The sequence below is a fragment of the Tsukamurella conjunctivitidis genome (assembly GCF_007858475.1).
GTDB classification, from domain to species: Bacteria; Actinomycetota; Actinomycetes; order Mycobacteriales; family Mycobacteriaceae; genus Tsukamurella; species Tsukamurella conjunctivitidis.
Map to the genome: position 1 here is coordinate 111,049 of NZ_VIGX01000005.1, position 17,518 is coordinate 128,566.

General features: G+C 70.6%; 17 protein-coding genes. 9 read left to right on the forward strand and 8 right to left on the reverse strand.

The annotated features are described in order from the left end of the window. Nucleotides 1–3 precede the first annotated feature (3 nt). From FK530_RS11250 to FK530_RS11260, 3 genes are all read left to right on the forward strand, one after another. Nucleotides 4–1,257: an aminotransferase family protein gene (locus tag FK530_RS11250; RefSeq protein ID WP_146487107.1), complete on the forward strand. Its 1,254-nt coding sequence runs from the start codon at nt 4–6 to the stop codon at nt 1,255–1,257. Nucleotides 1,258–1,397: 140 nt separating this feature from the next. Then, nucleotides 1,398–1,742, forward strand: a complete 345-nt coding sequence (locus FK530_RS11255; protein ID WP_146487108.1) for a DUF485 domain-containing protein — start codon at nt 1,398–1,400, stop codon at nt 1,740–1,742. Further along, a complete protein-coding gene (locus FK530_RS11260; protein WP_146487109.1) occupies nt 1,739–3,373 on the forward strand; it encodes a monocarboxylic acid transporter in 1,635 nt (544 codons plus the stop codon). Before FK530_RS11255 ends, FK530_RS11260 begins: the two co-directional genes overlap by 4 nt. Before the next feature lie 61 nt (nt 3,374–3,434). On the opposite strand, the gene FK530_RS11265 is transcribed toward FK530_RS11260, so the two are convergent. Further along, on the reverse strand, nt 3,435–4,256 hold the full coding sequence (locus FK530_RS11265) for a sigma-70 family RNA polymerase sigma factor (RefSeq protein ID WP_146487110.1): 822 nt from the start codon (nt 4,254–4,256) through the stop codon (nt 3,435–3,437). 79 nt (nt 4,257–4,335) lie between these two features. Between FK530_RS11265 and FK530_RS11270 the strand changes: the two genes are divergently transcribed. The 3 genes from FK530_RS11270 to FK530_RS11280 all read left to right on the forward strand — a co-directional run bounded on the left by FK530_RS11270 (nt 4,336) and on the right by FK530_RS11280 (nt 6,802). Then, nucleotides 4,336–4,794 carry a carboxymuconolactone decarboxylase family protein gene (locus tag FK530_RS11270; protein ID WP_146487111.1) on the forward strand — a complete coding sequence of 153 codons (459 nt, stop codon included), beginning with the start codon at nt 4,336–4,338 and terminating at the stop codon, nt 4,792–4,794. 232 nt (nt 4,795–5,026) lie between these two features. After that, the gene (locus FK530_RS11275; protein WP_146487112.1) at nt 5,027–5,947 is read left to right on the forward strand and encodes a hydrogen peroxide-inducible genes activator; all 921 of its coding nucleotides are present in this window, start codon (nt 5,027–5,029) and stop codon (nt 5,945–5,947) included. A 285-nt stretch (nt 5,948–6,232) separates the two neighbouring features. Further along, complete coding sequence (locus FK530_RS11280) at nt 6,233–6,802, forward strand: cysteine hydrolase family protein (RefSeq protein ID WP_146487113.1); 570 nt, start codon at nt 6,233–6,235, stop codon at nt 6,800–6,802. Here FK530_RS11280 and FK530_RS11285 read toward each other — a convergent pair whose 3' ends face one another. After that, nucleotides 6,803–7,531: a LysR family transcriptional regulator substrate-binding protein gene (locus FK530_RS11285; protein ID WP_146487114.1), complete on the reverse strand. Its 729-nt coding sequence runs from the start codon at nt 7,529–7,531 to the stop codon at nt 6,803–6,805. Nucleotides 7,532–7,560: 29 nt separating this feature from the next. On the opposite strand from FK530_RS11285, the gene FK530_RS11290 reads away from it, so the two are divergent. Together FK530_RS11290 and FK530_RS11295 are read left to right on the forward strand one after the other, a co-directional pair. Next, the gene (locus tag FK530_RS11290) at nt 7,561–7,953 is read left to right on the forward strand and encodes a DUF5997 family protein (protein ID WP_146487115.1); all 393 of its coding nucleotides are present in this window, start codon (nt 7,561–7,563) and stop codon (nt 7,951–7,953) included. A 158-nt stretch (nt 7,954–8,111) separates the two neighbouring features. Beyond that, nucleotides 8,112–8,579 (forward strand): SRPBCC family protein, encoded by a 468-nt coding sequence (locus FK530_RS11295; RefSeq protein ID WP_146487116.1) that lies wholly within the window; start codon nt 8,112–8,114, stop codon nt 8,577–8,579. Between the two features lies 1 nt (nt 8,580). Here FK530_RS11295 and FK530_RS11300 read toward each other — a convergent pair whose 3' ends face one another. From FK530_RS11300 to FK530_RS11320, 5 genes are all read right to left on the reverse strand, one after another. Continuing rightward, a complete protein-coding gene (locus tag FK530_RS11300) occupies nt 8,581–11,076 on the reverse strand; it encodes a DEAD/DEAH box helicase (RefSeq protein ID WP_146487117.1) in 2,496 nt (831 codons plus the stop codon). 33 nt (nt 11,077–11,109) lie between these two features. Then, the gene (locus FK530_RS11305) at nt 11,110–12,078 is read right to left on the reverse strand and encodes an alpha/beta fold hydrolase (RefSeq protein WP_146487118.1); all 969 of its coding nucleotides are present in this window, start codon (nt 12,076–12,078) and stop codon (nt 11,110–11,112) included. 68 nt (nt 12,079–12,146) lie between these two features. Continuing rightward, entirely contained in the window at nt 12,147–13,076 is a 930-nt protein-coding gene (locus FK530_RS11310) for an alpha/beta fold hydrolase (RefSeq protein ID WP_146487119.1), read from the reverse strand. After that, complete coding sequence (locus tag FK530_RS11315) at nt 13,073–14,008, reverse strand: proteasome assembly chaperone family protein (protein ID WP_146487120.1); 936 nt, start codon at nt 14,006–14,008, stop codon at nt 13,073–13,075. Before FK530_RS11315 ends, FK530_RS11310 begins: the two co-directional genes overlap by 4 nt. 105 nt (nt 14,009–14,113) lie before the next feature. After that, complete coding sequence (locus FK530_RS11320) at nt 14,114–14,539, reverse strand: MarR family winged helix-turn-helix transcriptional regulator (protein ID WP_146487121.1); 426 nt, start codon at nt 14,537–14,539, stop codon at nt 14,114–14,116. Between the two features lie 40 nt (nt 14,540–14,579). Between FK530_RS11320 and FK530_RS11325 the strand changes: the two genes are divergently transcribed. Further along, the gene (locus FK530_RS11325; RefSeq protein ID WP_146487122.1) at nt 14,580–15,404 is read left to right on the forward strand and encodes an alpha/beta fold hydrolase; all 825 of its coding nucleotides are present in this window, start codon (nt 14,580–14,582) and stop codon (nt 15,402–15,404) included. Here FK530_RS11325 and FK530_RS11330 read toward each other — a convergent pair. Beyond that, nucleotides 15,401–17,290: an APC family permease gene (locus tag FK530_RS11330; protein WP_223120361.1), complete on the reverse strand. Its 1,890-nt coding sequence runs from the start codon at nt 17,288–17,290 to the stop codon at nt 15,401–15,403. The genes FK530_RS11325 and FK530_RS11330 overlap by 4 nt on opposite strands. Nucleotides 17,291–17,518: the final 228 nt, after the last annotated feature.

Sequence of the window (17,518 nt, forward strand, 5' to 3'; positions counted from 1 at the left end):
CCTATGAGCGGACAGGGACCCACGACCTCATCGGCACTCTGGCACGGCTTCGCGGACATGGGGGCCGTGCAGCGCGACGGTGCCTTCGTCTTCGCGCGCGGCGAGGGCGCCCATGTCTTCGACACCGATGGCAATCGCTACCTCGACGCGACCGCCGGCCTGTGGTTCGCCAACGTCGGGCACGGTCGCGCCGAGGTCGCCGACGCGGTGCGCGAGCAGCTGCTCAAGGTCGCGCACGTGACGGGCTTCGGTGACGCGGCCACCGACACGACGGTGGCGCTGGCGAACCGCCTGCAGTCGATCGCCCCGGTCCCGGACAGCAAGATCTTCTTCACCTCCGGCGGATCCGATTCGGTCGACTCGGCGATCAAGCTCGCCCGCCGCTACTGGCAGGAGATGGGCCGGCCGGAGAAGAAGCTCATCGTCGGGCGCTCGAACGCCTACCACGGCATGCACGTGGGCGGCACCAGCCTGGGCGGTATCCCGGTCAACGCCGAGGGCTACGGCGGCGTGCTCTTCGACGACACCGCGACGGTGGCGTGGGACGACGCCAAGGAGCTCCTCGGTCTCATCGAGCGGGTCGGCGCCGACGCGATCGCGGCGTTCGTGGCCGAGCCGGTGATCGGTGCCGGCGGTCTGCTGCCGCCGCCCGAGGGCTACCTGCGCGAGGTGCGCGACATCTGCCGCGAACACGACGTCCTGTTCATCGCCGACGAGGTGATCACGGGCTTCGGTCGCATCGGCGGCGCCTGGTTCGCGTCCAGCAGGTTCGACCTGCAGCCCGACCTGATGACCACCGCGAAGGGGCTCACCAGCGGGTACGTGCCGATGGGCGCCCTGTTCGTGGCGCCGCGCGTGGCGGAGCCGTTCTACTCCGGCGGTGTGTGGTGGCGGCACGGTTACACCTACGGCGGGCACGCGGCGGCCGCCGCGGCGTCGATGGCGGTCCTGGACATCATGGAGCGGGAGAACCTCCTCACGGAGGCGCTGCGCCTCGAGTCCACCCTCCTGCGGGAGCTCTCCGGTCTCGCCGACCACCCGAAGGTCAAGGACGTGCGGGGCGGCGTCGGCGCCGTCGCGGGGGTGCAGCTGCACGAGCCCGCGGAGGCCATGGCGATGGTGAAGAAGCTGCGGGCACAGGGCGTCTCCGGCCGCGCCGCGGGCCTGGGCACGCTCCAGTACTCGCCGGCTCTGATCACGACGGACGAGCAGGTCGCCGAGATCGCCGCGGCGACGAGGCGGGCGCTCGACGCCTGACCCGGGGTTTCCGGCGCCTCGCCTTCGTGGTCGGCGCCGGGCCGGGCCGGGGCGGAGCCGGGGTCAGTTGCAAGGGGTTGCATCGCGTTTGTGACCGATTCAAACCCCCGGGGAATGTGGTCCGTGCCACACTTTCGCACGTGAACGAAGAGGATACGGCTGCGGTCTATCAGCGCGCCTACGACAGCAAGGAATTCCACGAACTCCGGAGTCGGTTGGCGCGCTTCGTCATCCCGGTCTCCGTCGCGTTCCTGACCTGGTACGTCCTGTACGTGCTGCTCGCCACGTACGCGCACGACTTCATGAGCCAGAAGCTGTTCGGCAACATCAACGTCGCGCTGGTGATGGGCCTGGGGCAGTTCGTCACCACGTTCGCGATCACCTGGGCGTACGTCCGGTTCGCGAACACGACCATCGACCCGATGGCAACCGAGCTGCGCGAGCACATCGAGGGCGAGCTCAAGGACGGGGAGGCGGGCAAGTGACCGATCTCCTCGCGTTCGATCCACGGAAGATCGAGGTCGGCCAGCAGGTCGGCTCCACGACGCTGAACATCCTCATCTTCCTGCTGTTCATCGGCGTCACCATGGGCCTGGTCATCAAGGCGAGCCGCACCACGAAGAAGGCGACCGACTTCTACACCGGCGGCGCCACGTTCACCGGCCCGCAGAACGGCTTCGCCATCGCCGGTGACTACCTCTCGGCCGCCAGCTTCCTCGGCATCTGCGGCGCCATCGCCGTGCAGGGCTACGACGGCTTCCTGTACTCGATCGGTTTCCTCGTCGCCTGGCTGGTCGCGCTCCTGCTCGTCGCCGAGCGGCTGCGCAACGTCGGCAAGTTCACCATGGCCGATGTGCTGAGCTTCCGGCTCAAGCAGCGCCCCGTGCGGATGGCCGCCGCACTCGCGACCCTCACGGTCTCGCTGTTCTACCTGATCGCGCAGATGGCCGGCGCGGGTGGCCTGGTCTCGCTGCTGCTCAACATCAAGGGCACCACGGGCCAGGCGATCGTGGTCGCCGTCGTCGGCGTCCTGATGATCCTGTACGTACTGGTCGGCGGCATGAAGGGCACCACCTACGTCCAGATGGTCAAGGCCGTGCTCCTCGTCGGCGGCGCGCTGCTGATGACCCTCATGGTGCTCGCCGCGGTCAAGGGCAACTTCTCGGATCTGCTGCAGAAGGCGATCGACGGCAGCACGTCGGGCGAGAAGATCATCGAGCCCGGACTCAAGTACGGCAAGACCGAGACCACCAAGCTCGACTTCATCTCGCTGGCGCTGGCGCTCGTTCTCGGCACCGCGGGCCTGCCGCACGTGCTGATGCGATTCTACACCGTGCCCACGGCGAAGGAGGCGCGGCGCTCGGTCACCTGGGCGATCGGACTGATCGGCGCGTTCTACATCTTCACTCTGGTGCTGGGCTTCGGCGCCGCGGCGTACGTCGGTGCCGACGTGATCGCCAAGGCCCCCGGCGGCGTCAACTCCGCGGCACCGCTGCTCGCGTTCTCGCTCGGCGGCACCATTCTCATGGCGGTCATCTCGGCGGTCGCCTTCGCGACGATCCTCGCCGTCGTCGCCGGCCTCGCGATCACCGCGTCGGCCAGCCTTGCGCACGACATCTACAACGGCGTGATCAAACACGGGAAGGCGTCCGAGGAGTCGCAGGTGCGGGTCTCGCGGATCACCGTGGTCGTGATCGGCATCGTGTCGATCATCCTCGGGATCGGCGCGATGGGGCAGAACATCGCCTTCCTCGTGGCCCTGGCGTTCGCCGTCGCGGCCTCGGCGAACCTGCCGACGATCCTGTTCTCCCTGTTCTGGCGGAGGTTCAACACCACGGGCGCGGTGCTCTCGATGTACGGCGGGCTCATCTCGGCGATCGTGCTGATCGTCTTCTCGCCCGCCGTCTCGGGGAAGCCGACGTCGATGTTCAAGTCGCTCGACTTCCACTGGTTCCCGCTCGAGAACCCGGGCCTGGTGTCGATCCCGATCGGCTTCGGCCTCGCCGTCCTCGGCACGCTCTTCGGCAAGCCGGATACCGAGCTCGCCGACAAGGCGGTCGAGATGGAGGTCCGCTCGCTCACCGGTGTCGGTGTCGAGAAGGCCATCGATCACTAGGTCTTCGCGCTCGACGGTGCCCGTCCCTCACTCTCGAGGGGCGGGCACCGTCGTTCCCGGGTCAGAGCGGGACGACCTCGCTGCCCGCGACCTCGTCGGTGCGCAGCGTGACGTCCAGCGCCGCGATGCGGCCGTCGGGGGTGAAGGTCACGTCGCCGAGCAGCAGGTAGCCGGGCGCTTCGGGCAGCCGCACGGTGTAGCCGAGCACGCCGTCGATCAGCGCGACCAGGGCCGTCTTCGCCTTGAACAGGAAGGCCTCGGCGATGGCCGGCGCCCCGACGAGCACCGACGAGGCGTCGTCGGTACGGGTGCGGAAGACCGCGTCGGGGTCGAGCAGGTCGACGAGCGCGGTGAAGTCGCCGTCGCGTGAGGCCGCGAGGAAGGCGCGCACCGCGTCGGCGCGCGCGGCGTCCGGCCGGGGCGTGCCCGCGACGCGGCGGCGCGCCCGGCTCGCGAGCTGGCGGGTCGCGGCGGGGCTCTTCCCGAGGACCGCCGCCACGTCGTCGAAGGGGACGGCGAAGACGTCGTGCAGCACGAAGGCCACGCGCTCAGCGGGCGCCAGGTCGTCGAGCACTGCACCCATCGCCGCGCCGACGGACTCCGCGAGCTGCACCTCGGTGTCCGGCGACGGCCCTGGATCGACCGGGTCGACGTCGTCGAGCGGCGCGGTCTCGCGGCGGGCGCGCAGGCGGTCGAGGCAGATGCGGGAGACCACGGTGGTGAGCCACGCGGTCGGGCTGTCGACGGTGCCGTCCCCATCCGCCCGGTCGGCGCGCAGCCACGCCTCCTGCACCGCGTCCTCCGCGTCCGCGGCCGAGCCGAGCATCCGCGTGGCCACCGCGATGAGCCGCGGCCGCGCTGCTTCGAAGTCGTCGAGATCCATCTGTCACATCCTCCGTCGTCGATCCGTCATGGAGGTGACGGGGTGATCGCCCCGAGTGTGACAGACGAAGGAGACCACGATGACCGCACGGATGACCAACCCCGCCTTCACCCTCCCCGGCGCGATGGACGCGCTGACGAGGCTGGGAGAGGCGGTGGCCGCCTCGGGACTCTCGCCCGAGTTGCTCGAGCTGGTGAACATGCGGGCGAGCCAGCTCAACAGCTGCAGCACCTGCCTCGACGGGCACTGGCGGATGGCGCGCAAGCACGGCGCCTCCGACGACAAGCTCTTCGCGGTCGGCGCGTGGCGGCACACGCCTTACTTCTCCGATGCCGAGCGCATCGCGCTGGAGCTGACGGAGCAGCTCACCGCGCTCGCCGGCAACCCCGACGCGGTGCCCGACGAGCTGTGGGACGCCGCCGCGGACGAGTTCGATGCGGCCCAGCTGGCCGCGCTCGTCCTCGCCATCGGGCAGATCAATCTGTGGAACCGCGTGAATCACGCCACCCGCCAGGAAGCGGGTTCTTGGAGGCCTTGATGCACCGAGGTTCTCCGACGATCAGAGGAGGCGTGCGGCCACCCAGCCGCCTCCGTCTCGTCAGTGCTCGAGCTCGACGAGGTGTTCGGCAGCAGTACCTGGTCGACGGCTCCCCGCTGCACTTCGTGGACGAACTCCTCGTACCAGGTTTCGCGCCCGCCCGCCGGGTCGTTAGGCGCTCTCAGGGTGACGGTGCAAAGGACGGGCGATCGACCGGATTAGACTCATAGGCATGTCCGATCAGCCCTACCAGCCGACCCTCGCGCAACTGCGCGCCTTCGTCGCAGTGGCACGCTCGCGCCACTTCGGGACCGCGGCGACGTCGCTCGGCGTGAGCCAGCCGTCGCTATCCCAGGCGCTGGCGTCGCTCGAGGCGGGACTCGGTGTGCAGCTGGTGGAGCGCAGCACGCGCAAGGTGCTGATCACCGAGGCGGGGATGGCGCTGTTGGAGCAGGCCTCGGTGATCGTCTCGTCCGCCGCGGAGCTGGTGAGTTCGGCGGCCGGTCTCACCGGGGAGCTCCGCGGCACGCTCCGGCTCGGGATGATCCCGACGGTCGCCCCGTACCGGCTGCCCCGCCTCCTGCCGCAGCTCCGGGCGGAGGTGGAGGACCTGGCGGTCACCGTCGTCGAGGACCAGACGGCGCGCCTGCTCGACGCCCTCCGCTCCGGACGGATCGACGTCGCCGTCCTCGCGTTGCCGGTGCACAGCGCGTCCATCGCCGAGATCCCTCTTTACGACGAGGAATTCGTTCTGGTCGTGCCGCCCGGGCATCCGCTCGCGGGCCGCGACGACCTCACCGCGGACGACCTCTCCGGCCTGCCGCTCCTTCTCCTCGATGAGGGGCACTGCCTGCGTGACCAGGCGCTGGACCTGTGCCGGCAGGCGGAGGAGGGCGTCGGTGTCATGGGCGACACCCGCGCCGCCTCGCTCGCCACGATCGTGCAGTGCGTCTCCGGCGGCCTCGGCGTGACGCTGCTGCCCGAGCCCGCGGTCGCCGTCGAGCTCCGCGGCACCGACCTGGCGACGGCGCGGTTCGCCGCGCCCGCGCCGGGCCGGCGGATCGGCCTCGCCTACCGGGCCTCCAGCGCGAAGACCGAGGGCTTCACCCGCCTCGCCGAGATCGCCCGCGCCGCCGCCGAATCGCCCCTGTGACCTCACAGAATCCGGCGTAGCATGGCCCCCTGCGACCCGCCCGCACCTCCAGTCGCTGGGGGAGTGGGACGCCTTGAGGTAGGACTCGTCGTCGTACACGGAGATTCAGGTGGGGGCCCGACTACTGGATCGTCGATCTCGACGGCACCGACGTGCGTCTCGAGATACTCACCCTCGTCGACGGCTGGTACGAATCATCCTCGTACACAGGCGTCGCCGAGACGGCGGAGCCCTTCGTCGTCCGGCTGGACCTCGATGCCCTGCGCTGAGCGCTAGCCTGGGCGCATGGCTTCCGACCGTTCCGTCCTCCTGCTCATGGACTATCAGCGCGGCATCGTCGACGGTGCCGAGCGCGCCGGCGCGGCCGCGCTCGGGTCCGCCGCACGCGCCCTGTCGTCGGCGCGGGACCACGGCGTCCCCGTGGTGCACGTGCGCGTGGCCTTCCGGCCCGACTACCCCGAGATCCCACCGACGAACCGGGCTTTCGCTCCGATCCGGGAGGGCGGCGACTCGATGACCGAGGTGTCGCCGCTGACCGCCATCGTCCCCGAAGTGGCGCCGCTGCCGGGGGAGCCCGTCGTGGTCAAGCGCCGGTTCGGAGCGTTCAGCGGCAGCGATCTGGACGTCGTCCTGCGCGGCCTGCGGGCCGACCACCTGGTGCTCGCGGGCATCTCGACGAGCGGCGTCGTGCTGTCGACGGTCCGCTACGCGGGCGATCTCGACTACCGCCTCACGGTGCTCTCCGATGCGTGCGCCGACCACGACCCCGAGGTGCACCGCGTGCTGGTGCGCAAGGTCTTCCCGCGCCAGGCCGAGGTGCTCGCCGTCGACGAGTGGATCGAGTTCCTGGGCTGATCAGCGGCGCGGCCGCTTGCCGGGCCCGCCCTTCGTCGCCCCCGGCTTCTTCCCGGCCGCGGCGCGCGCCGCCTGCTTGGCGAGCGTCTTCTCCCGCGCGGTGCGCTTGGGGGCCGGTTCCGCGCGGCCGCGCGAGGAGCCGGCCTTCCGTCCGCGGACGACGCCGATGAACTCCGCGACCGCCTCGGCCTGCTCACCCTCCGGGACCGCGAGCACCACGGGGGAGCCGGGCGCATCGGTGATGGGCCGGTAGGTGAGGTCCTTGCGATGATGCAGCCGGGCGAGCGACTGCGGCACGATGAGCGCGCCCAACCCGGCGGCGACGAGCTCGATCGCGGCCTCCGTGGTGTCCGGCCGATGCTCGACCGGTACGCCCGGGGCGCCGTCCCAGCGCAGGGCGTCGTCGCGGGGGAGCACGGTCGGCTCGTCGTCGAGATCGGCGGCCGTGAGCTCGTCCGCGGCGGCCGCGTGGTGGTCCTTCGGCACGACGGCGACCACCTGTTCCTCGTACAGCGCGATCGTCGCGAGCCCGTCCGTCTCCGCGGGCAGGCGCAGCAGCGCCAGGTCGACGGCGCCGTCGCGAACCGCGCCCGCCGCCTTCGCGGCCTCGACGGGGACGAGGACGAGACGGACGTCGGGATGCCGCTCGCCCCAGATGCGTGCCCATTTGGCGGGCGTGGCGCCGGGGACGTAGCCGAGCCGTAGGTCCGGCGGGAGCGATGAGGTCACGGCATGAGATTACCGATAGGCTGGTCGGCATGAGCAGGCCGAACGCACAGTCCATGAAACCCGCGACCGCGGCGAAGAAGCTGGACGTGTACCTGCCCGCCACGCCGGCCCAGTTCCAGGAGAACTCGATCACCCGCGACGAGTTGGCGGCGCTGCAGGCGGAGCCGCCGCAGTGGCTGCAGGACCTGCGGAAGAACGGGCCGCACCCGAAGAACCTCGTCGCGGCCCGTCTGGGCGTGTCGATCTCGGGCCTCCAGCGCGCCGGAGTCGATGCGGCGATGACCTCCGAGCAGATCGCCGCTCTGCTCGCGGATCCGCCGCAGTGGCTGGTCGACGAGCGAGCGGGTCTCGATGCGGTGCGCGCCGAGGAGCAGCGCGTCGCCGAGGCGCGCGCGGCTCGTAACCGCCCCCGGCGGAAGTAGGTCCGCGGCGGCTGCAGGCCGAGCCGCGCTCCGCCGCACGGGCGGACCAGCGCACGGATTCCTCCGATCGGGCACCGGCGCACGCGCTCATGTGTACGCTGTGAACATGACGCGCCGCCCCAGGCGCGCCGTGGAGACACCGGAGAGAGTGAGCCGCCATGTCCGAGCAAATGTCCGCCACCCGAGTCATCCCCGCCAGCCCCGAGCGGGTCTTCGCCGTCCTCGCCGATCCGGCGCACCACCAGGACATCGAGCCCACGGACTGGGTGCGCACAGCGGTGGACTCCGCCCCGCTCGATCACGTCGGGCAGATGTTCTCGGTGAACATGTACCTCGAGCAGGCGGGCGGCGACTACGTCATGGAGAACAAGGTCTCCGCCTTCGAGCCCGGCCGCACCATCGGCTGGCTGCCCGGCCAGACCCCGGCCGGCGGCGAGTGGGAGGCCGGCGGCTGGTGGTGGCGGTACGACCTGGCACCGTCGGGCGACGGCACCGAGGTCACGCTGACCTACGACTGGACCGACACTCCGCAGTCCTTCCGGGACTTCGTCGGCGCCATGCCGCCGTTCCCGCCCGAGTATCTCGATCAGTCCCTCGCGGGCCTCGATGCGGTGGCTCGCGGCTGATTCAGCCCGCCACGACTTCGACGTCCACGAGCGCGACGTCGCCGCGCTCGTCGGACGCGGGCAGGTCGACGACGGCGGTGATCGCCCAGCCGTGGTCGCCGTCGGGATCGGCGATCGTCTGGCGCACCCGCCACGCCCGCGGCATCGAGGTGTCGAGCGAGAAGAGCTGCGGCCCACGGGCGTCCGCGCCGGTGAGGATGTCGTCGTACTCCTCGTAGTAGTCGTCGAACGCCGCGTACCAGTCGACGCCCGGGTCCATCGCGTCCAGCTGGTCGTACTCCTCCTCGGCGACGAGTTGGACACGGCGGAACAGTGCGTTGCGCACCATCACCGCGAACGCCCGCTCGTCCGAGGTCAGCGACGTGGAGCGCCCGATCTCCGGCGCGGAGGCGTGGGCCTGCACCGGGTCCGGGGAGGTCATCTCCTCCCACTCGTCGACGAGCGAGCTGTCCACGTACCGCACGAGCGCGCCGAGCCAGGCGATGTAGTCGTCGAGCTCGGGTGTGCGGGCCGTTTCCGGGACCGTGTGCCGCAACGTGCGGAAGGCGTCCGAGAGGTACCGCAGCACCGCGCCCTCCGACCGGCCGAGCTGGTACTTCGAGACCAGGTCGTTGAAGGTCATGGCGCGTTCGATCATTTCGCGCACCACCGATTTCGGCGAGAGCTCGAACTGCGTCACCCAGGCGTGTCCGGCCGCGTAGGTCGCGAACGCGGGGACCAGCAGGTCCTCCAGCGGCTTCGGGTAGGTCACGTCCTCGAGTAGTGCCATGCGCTCGTCGTAGTCGATGCCGTCGGCCTTCATCTCCGCCACCGCCGCGCCGCGCGCCGCGTTCTGCTGCGCGCGGAGCACCGGCCGGGGGTCGTCGAGCACCGACTCGATCACCGAGATCACGTCGAGCGCGTAGTCGGGTTCTTCGGGGTCGAGGAGCTCCAGCGCGGCCAGGGCGAACGGCGCGAGGGGCTGGTTCAGGGCGAAATCGGGCTGCAGCTCGACGGTGAGCCGCGCGTGCCGGCCGTCCTCGTCGGGCTCGGCGAGCCGCTCGACGACGCCGCCGGACTCCAGGCCGCGGAACAGAGTGATCGCGGTGCGGATGTGCCGCAACTGATTCCGACGCGATTCGTGGTTGTCCTCCAGGAGGTGCCGCATCGACTCGAAGCAGTTCTGCGGCCGGGCGATCACGTTGAGGAGCATCGAGTTGGTCACGGAGAACCGGGAGGCCAGAGGCTCGGGATCGGCTGCTACGAGTTTCTCGAAGGTCGCCTTGCCCCACGAGACGAAGCCCTCGGGCGGCTTGCGGCGCTGGACGCGTTTGAGTTTGGCCGGGTCCCCGCCCGCCTTGGCCTCGCGGCGCGCGTTCTCGATCTCGTGGTCCGGTGCCGCCACGACGACGGTGCCCATCGTGTCGAATCCGGCGCGCCCGGCGCGGCCGGCGATCTGGTGGAACTCGCGCGCCCGCAGGTGGCGGGTGCGGTTCCCGTCGAACTTGGTGAGCCCCGTCAGGTAGACGGTGCGGATGGGCACGTTGATGCCGACGCCGAGCGTGTCGGTGCCGCAGATGACCTTGAGCAGCCCGTCCTGGGCCAGCTTCTCCACGAGGCGCCGGTAGCGGGGGAGCATGCCGGCGTGGTGCACGCCGATGCCCGAGCGGATCAGCCGTGAGAGCGTCTTGCCGAAGCCCGTCGTGAACTGGAAGTCCCCGATCGCCGCCGCTATCGCGGCTTTCTGCTCCTTGGTGGCGAGCGGCAGTGACATCAGTGCCTGCGCCCGCTCGGCCGCCGCCTGCTGGGTGAAGTGCACGACGTAGACCGGCGCCTGGTGGGTGGTGACCAGCTCGACGATCTGATCCTGGACGGGCATCGTCGAGTAGGAGAAGTGCAGTGGTACCGGGCGTTCCGCTCCGGCCACGAGTACGGTCTCGCGCCCCGTCCGCCGGGTGAGGTCCTCCTCGAAGAAGGACGTGTCGCCGAGCGTCGCCGACATCAGGACGAACTGCGCGCGGGGGAGCTCGATGAGGGGCACCTGCCACGCCCAGCCGCGATCGGGCTCGGAGTAGTAGTGGAACTCGTCCATCACCACCTGCGCGATGTCGGAGCCGGCGCCCTCGCGCAGCGCGACGTTGGCGACGATCTCGGCGGTGGCGCACACGATCGGCGCGTCGGCGTTCACCGCGGCGTCGCCCGTGACCATGCCGACGTTCTCGGTGCCGAAGACCTCGCACAGGGCGAAGAACTTCTCGCTGACCAGGGCCTTGATCGGCGCGGTGTAGTAGGTGCGGCGGCCCTGCGCGAGCGCGGCGAACTGGGCACCCATCGCCACCAGGGACTTGCCGGAACCGGTGGGCGTCGCGACGATCACGTTCGCGCCCGAGCACGCCGCGATCAGTGCCTCCTCCTGGGCGGGGTACAGCGTGATGCCGCGATCCTCGGTCCATTCCAGGAAGGCCTCGAAGACCGCGTCGGCCGTCGGATCAGCCGGCAGCAGGTCGATGAGGTTCACTCATCTCACTCTACGGGCCGCGATCGTGGCCGCTCAGCCCAGCTCCTGGGCGGGTGCGGCGACGGCGACGCCGGCGGCCGAGCGGAGCCCGTCGCGCAGGTGCGTCCGCGCCAGCCGGGCCGGGGTCGTCGACGTCAGGAAGTCCGTGAGCACGGCGAGGAAGCGATCCGGGGCCTCGGTCATGGGGAAGTGCCCGACGCCGTCGAAGACCTCCACCCGCGCCGCGGGCAGCGCCTCCCGGAGGACCTCGGCGTGCGAGGCGGGGATGATCGAGTCGTCGGCGCCCCAGGCCACGAGCGTCGGCACCTCGGCGGTCAGGTAGCAGCGGTCCCGCATCGTCACCACCTGCCCGCGCAGGTCCACCACGGACCGCAGGGTCCGGGCGAAGGCGTGGGGGGACGCGGTGTTCGGCATCCGATCGAGCGCACGGAGCAGTTGGGCCGCGTCGGGGCGCACGGGGCTCGGCACGGCCGCCGCCGCGAGGAGTGCGGCCGCCAGGACCTGCTTGGCGCCCGGGAGGGCGGTGAGCGCGACGACCTGCTCGGCGAAGGGCAGGGAGAGGAGCCGCAGGAGCGGCGAGACGTCGTGATCCACCCCGCCGGGCGCGACGAAGGCGATGCGCTCGACCATCTCCGGGAATTGGTAGGCGAACTGCCCGGCGACCCCGCCGCCCAGCGAATGGCCGACGATCGAGACGCGCTCGATACCCAGGTAGCACAGCAGATCGCGCATGCCGTTGGCGAACGCCGCGACCGAGTAGTCGGCGCGCGGACGGTCGGAGAGGCCGTGTCCGAGCAGGTCCGGGGCGATCACGGTGAACCGGTCGGTGAGCGGCGCGAGGACCAGGTCCCACACCAGCGAGTTGTCGCCGATGCCGTGCAACAGCAGGACGGCGGGTCCGGTACCGCCGATCCGGTAGGCGCGACGGTGGCCGTGGATCGTCGCGAAACACAGGTCGGGTACGTACGGGCGCGCCCGGAAGGGCAGAACGTCGGAACTCATCGCGGCCTCCTCGTCACTGACGTCTCGTCAGTGTGGGCGGGCGTGATTACGGTCCGGGCCTTCGCCGGTTACGCCGGCGTTTCGGCCTCGGCGTCGAGGTCGGCGTCACGACGCAGCGCGGTCTGCAGGTCGGCCACGGTGAGCCGCGCGGGCGCGGTCCCGTCGATGAAGTCGGTCAGTACCGTGAGGAACCGCTCCGGGTCGCTGCGGAACGGGAAGTGGCCGGCACCGTCGAAGATCTCCAACCGCGACGACGGCAATGAGGCGTGCAGCAGGTGGGCGTGCTCGACGGGGATGATCGGATCGTCCGAGCCCCACACGACGAGCACCGGCACCGTCTCGGCGACGTACGTGCGGTCGAGCATCGTCACGACCTGCCCGAGCGGGTCGACGACCGCGCGCAGGGTTCGGGCGAAGGCGCGCGGGGTGCCGGCGTGCGGCAGGCCGGCGAGGACGCGAGCACATTCGGCGTTGTCGATGAAGAGCCGGTGCGGCACGCGGCCGAGCAGCTCCAGGGCGGCGCTCGCGATGGGCACCGCACCGGGGAGGGCGAGCGAGCGGATCGCGATCTCGGACAACGGCAGCGAGACTGCGCGGAGCACGGGGGAGACCGAGCGCGTGACGCCTCCCGTGTTGACGAAGACGAGGCGCTCGACCATCTCGGGGTACTGGTAGGTGAACTGGCCGGCGATGCCGCCGCCCAACGAGTGCCCGACCAGGGTGGCGCGCTCGACGCCCAGATAGAGGAGAAGGTCGCGCATGGCGTTCGTGAAGGCGGGCAGCGAGTAATCGGCGCGCGGGCGCCCTGACAGGCCGTGCCCGAGCAGGTCGGGCACGATCACCGTGTACCGCTCGGCGAGGCGGTCCAGGATCGGCTCGAACGTCGACGAGTTGTCGGCCATCCCGTGGATGAGCAGCAGGGCGGGCCCGGTGCCCCCGATCCGGTAGGCCCGGCGGTGGCCGTGGATCAGCGCGACGCGCTGACGCACCTGGGTCACGAGGCGTCGCCGTTCTCGCCCTCGTCGCCGGCCTGCTCGGCGAGGAAGGCCTCGAACTCGCTGGCCAGGTCGTCGCCGGTCGGAATCGCCTCGCCGTCGGCGATGAGCAGCTCGCGCGGCTGCGTGGCGGCCTCGTCGTACTGCTGCTCGAGCGCCTCGACCACCGAGGAGATCTCCGAGCTGGACGAGACCTGGGCGTCGATCTGCTCGCGCAGTTCCGCAGCCTCCACCGAGAGCTCGCCGTCGGGCAGTTGGAGGCCGACGGAGCTGCGGAGCGCGCCCAACATGCCGAGGACGGCTTCGGGGTAGTCGTTCTGCGCGAGGTAGTGGGGCACGTGCACCGACAGGCCCAGCGTGTCGTAGCCCTTGTCTGCCATGCGCAGCTCGAGCAGTCCGGCGGCGCTGCCGGGCAGGCGCATGGTGCCGCCGTCCCATGAGCGCAGCTCGCTGCGCAGCTCCGGCTTGTTGCCGTGCGCGGTCACCGGCACGGGCCGGGTGTGCGGCACGGCCATCGGGATCGCGTGCAGGCCCACGACGGTGCGCACGCCGAACCGCTCGGCGAGGCCGGCGACGGCGCTGACGAAGCCGTTCCATCGCAGGTCGGGTTCGGCACCGGCGAGGAGGAGGAAGGGCTTACCGGACGAGTCGCGCACAGCGTAGAGGTTGAGCTCGGGCTCGTCCACGCCGGTGAAACCGTCCTCGAAGGTCATCGGGGGGCGGCGCGAGCGGTAGTCGATCAACTCGTCGACGTCGAAGGACGCGACCAGCTCGGTGGTGAGGTTGTCCTTGAGGTGCTGCCGGAGCAGCCGCAGCGCGTGCCCCGCGTCGGCGTAGCCGTCGAGCGCGTGCACCAGTACGGGGCCGTTGCCGTCGGTGTCCGAGACCGAGGGACCGGGGAACTCCAGTTCGTACATGTGGGACTGCTCGTCCATGCGCTACTCCTTCACCGTGCCGCCCCGCGAGGGGGAGCTACCAGTTTTCCACGAGTGACAACCTCGCGTGCATCGTGTCGATTCCCCGTGGCCGCGTGTTTCCGCTCACGGCGTAACCGCGGAGGCCAGGAATCGTGCCACCGCTGCGGCCTCGTCGGGCGTGAGGGCGGCGGCCGCGGCGCGGATCGGGCCGAGGAAACGGGCGAAGAAGCCCTCGCCGATGTCCCGGGCGCGGGAGGTGACCAGCAGCCGTACGCGGCGCCGGTCGCCGGGGTCGGGGCCGCGTTCGACGAGGCCGGCGGCGGCGAGGCGGTCGACGAGGGCCGTGCAGGCCGCGGAGCTGAGCTGCAGCTCACCGGCGAGCGCGCCCGGCGTCGCGGGGGCGTCGGCACGCTCGAGATCGAGCAGGACGATCAGCGCCCGGATGTCCGTCGTGCCGAGGTCGTACCGCCCGCCGAAGGCGGCGATCTCCTGCTCCCAGCGCAGGGCGGCCGCCCGCAGTGCGTGCACGAGATGGTCGTTGTCGCTCACGGGGCGAGGATATCAACTACCTTGAGTATCAAGTATCTCGATGATCGAGAGGAATGAGATGGAATCCGAGCTCGCCGATGCCTACGCCACCGTGCTGCGGGACTGGGGCGTGCCCGTGCGGCGCCTCGTCGTCGACGGTGACCTCGCCCGCACCCAGGTGCTCAGCTGCGGCCCGGACGACGCGCCGCCGCTGCTGTGTCTGCCCGGTGGTGGTGGTACCGCTGCCGTGTGGTTCGCGCAGGCAGCGGACCTGGCGCAGCGATTCCGGGTGATCGCCCCCGACCTGCCGGGCGATGCGGGCGGCACCGAACGCCGCACCTTCCGCACTCGGGCCGATTGGCCGGCCTGGATCGACGAGGTCCTCGACGGTGTCGGCGCTCCGGCCGCCGCGGTACTCGGTCATTCCTACGGCGCCCAGATCGCGGTCGCGTACGCCCTCGCGCGCCCCGAGCGGGTGGAGACGATGACCCTGCTCGACCCGACCGACGTCTTCGCTCCCATGCGACCGAGCACACTGATCCGGGCGGTACCGCTCCTGCTGGCCCCGTCGAGCTCGCGGCAGCGCGCCCATGCGATCTGGGAGACCCGGGGCCACTGGCCGCCGACACCCGAACTCGGTCGCCTCGCCGCAGCGGTCGCCGACGGCGCTCGGCGAACGTACGTACCGCCGCGCCGCCCGTCCGCCACGGCGCTGGACGCGCTGGAAGCGGTCCGCGGGGGAGTCACCGTGATCTTCGCGCTGCGGACGCGCTACCACGACGGCGCGGCGCTGGCGCGCACCGTCGGGCAGCGGTACCCGTGGATGCGGGTCGAGACGCTCCCCGTGGCGCACCACGAGCTGCCGTTCGCGTACCGGCCCGTTTAGGAGACGTGCACCGTCGGGCGACGTTTGGCGTCGTGCTCGGCCTGCCGGAGCACCTCGTGGCAGACGGCGGCCACCTCGCCCGAGCCCTCGACGAGGTACTTGCCCATGTTGAGGACGGGGTTCATCTCGGACCACTGGAAGTACACCTCGGGCACGACGCCCGTCTCGTCCCGGATGTACAGGAGCACGGCGGCGATGGTGTTCGCGATGCTGCCGGAGCGCACTTTGAGCAGGCGGTAGCCGAACTTCTCGATGCCGCGGACCTCCAGGTCCTCCTCGAAGTCCGAGGAGTCGCGCGGCCACACCTCGAGCAGGATCACCCGCGAGCGGCCGGGGATGTGCCCGAACTTGCGCTCGGCGCGGACCTTGTCGCGGTACTCCTTCTTGGTGTCGACGTCGGGCTCGTGCGAGACGATCCGGATGGCGTGCTGGGCCGCGGCGTCGTCGCGGATGAACTCGAGCGCCTTCTCATCGAAGGTGATCGACGACGCGCGGAGTTCGAACGAGCGGCGCACGCGCGAGCCGATCGACACGACGGCGATCGCGAGGATGAACAGCGCGGCGATCCGCACGCCGTCCGGCCGTTCGATGATGTTGTCGATGGTGGTGTAGACGAAGACCGCCGAGATCAGGCCGAAGCCCCACGTGGCCGCGGTCTGCCGCTTGCGGCGCGCGGAGATCGTCACCGCGATCGCCGCGGACGTCATGAGGACCAGGACGCCGGTCGCGTACGCGCCGCCCTGCGCGTTCACGTCGGCCTCGAAGATGAGCACGATGACGAGGGCGATCACGGTGAGCACCACCACGAGCGGCCGCACGGCCGAGGCCCAGCGCGGGGCCATGCCGTACCGGGGCAGGTAGCGCGGGACCAGGTTGAGCATGCCGGCCATGGCGGAGGCGCCCGCGAACCAGAGGATCGCCACCGTCGAGACGTCGTAGACGGTGCCGAAGCCGTTCCCGAGGTACTCGTGCGCGAGCCAGGCGAGGGCGCGCCCGTTGGCGCCGCCGTGCGGCTCGAACTCCTCCGCGGGGATCAGCACGGTGGTCGCGAAGCTGGAGGTCGCGAGCAGGACGCTCATGATCACCGCGGCGGTGGTCAGGAGACGCCCGGTGTCCCGGATGCGCTTGGCCGGGTACTCCGGGGGATCGTTCGGGTCGCCCTTGATCTGCGGCATCACCGCGACGCCGGTCTCGAAGCCGGAGAGGCCCAGCGCCAGCTTCGGGAAGACGATCAGCGCCACCGCGATCACCATGAGCGGATTCGAATGCTCGGACCACAGCAGATCCTGCCAGTCCAGGACCTTCTGCGGCCGCTCCGCGACGTGCCACAGCGAGACGCCGATGACGACCACGTTGAGCGAGAGGTACACCGTGACGAGGACGACGGCGGTGCCGATCGCCTCGCGGAAACCCTTGAGGAAGATCACCCCGAGGGCGAGTACGAGGCCCAGGGTGATGGGGATGTTCGCGCCGTGCAGGAACGACGGGACGAGGGGGTTCTCGACGATGTGCTCGGCGGCGTCGGACGACGACAGGGTGATCGTGATGATGAAGTCGGTGGCCGCGAAACCCAACAGCACCAGCACGAACAACTTGCCGCCCCACCAGGGCAGGAGCCTCTCGAACATGGCGAGCGACCCCGCGCCGTTGAAGCTCTCGCGGGAGACCCGTTTGTAGACCGGCAGTGCGCCGAACAGCGTGAGGGCGATGAGCACCAGCGTGGCGATGGGCGAGATGACGCCCGCGGCGATGAACGCGATGGCGGGCTGGTAACCGAGGGTCGAGAAGTAATCGACGCCGGTCAGGCACATGACCTTCCACCACGGCTGCGGGTGTTCCACGTCGGTCGCGTGGGGTCCGACGTGGGTGCCGGCCCGCTCAGACATGCCGCTGAGGAACCAGTCGCGCGTGCGGTCCGAGAACCGCGGTAAGCCGATCACGCGGTTCACAGTAGCGCCCACCGGTTCCCCGTGTCGGTCGCCCGCCCACCGGTGTCCGGTAATGCCCGATCCTGTGCACAACGCCCAGCGTGGAGAACGTTTCGTAATCAAACTGGGGATGAGTGGTGCCGCACCGGCGGTGTCCGTCCGCGCCTTCCGTGAGCATTCGATCAT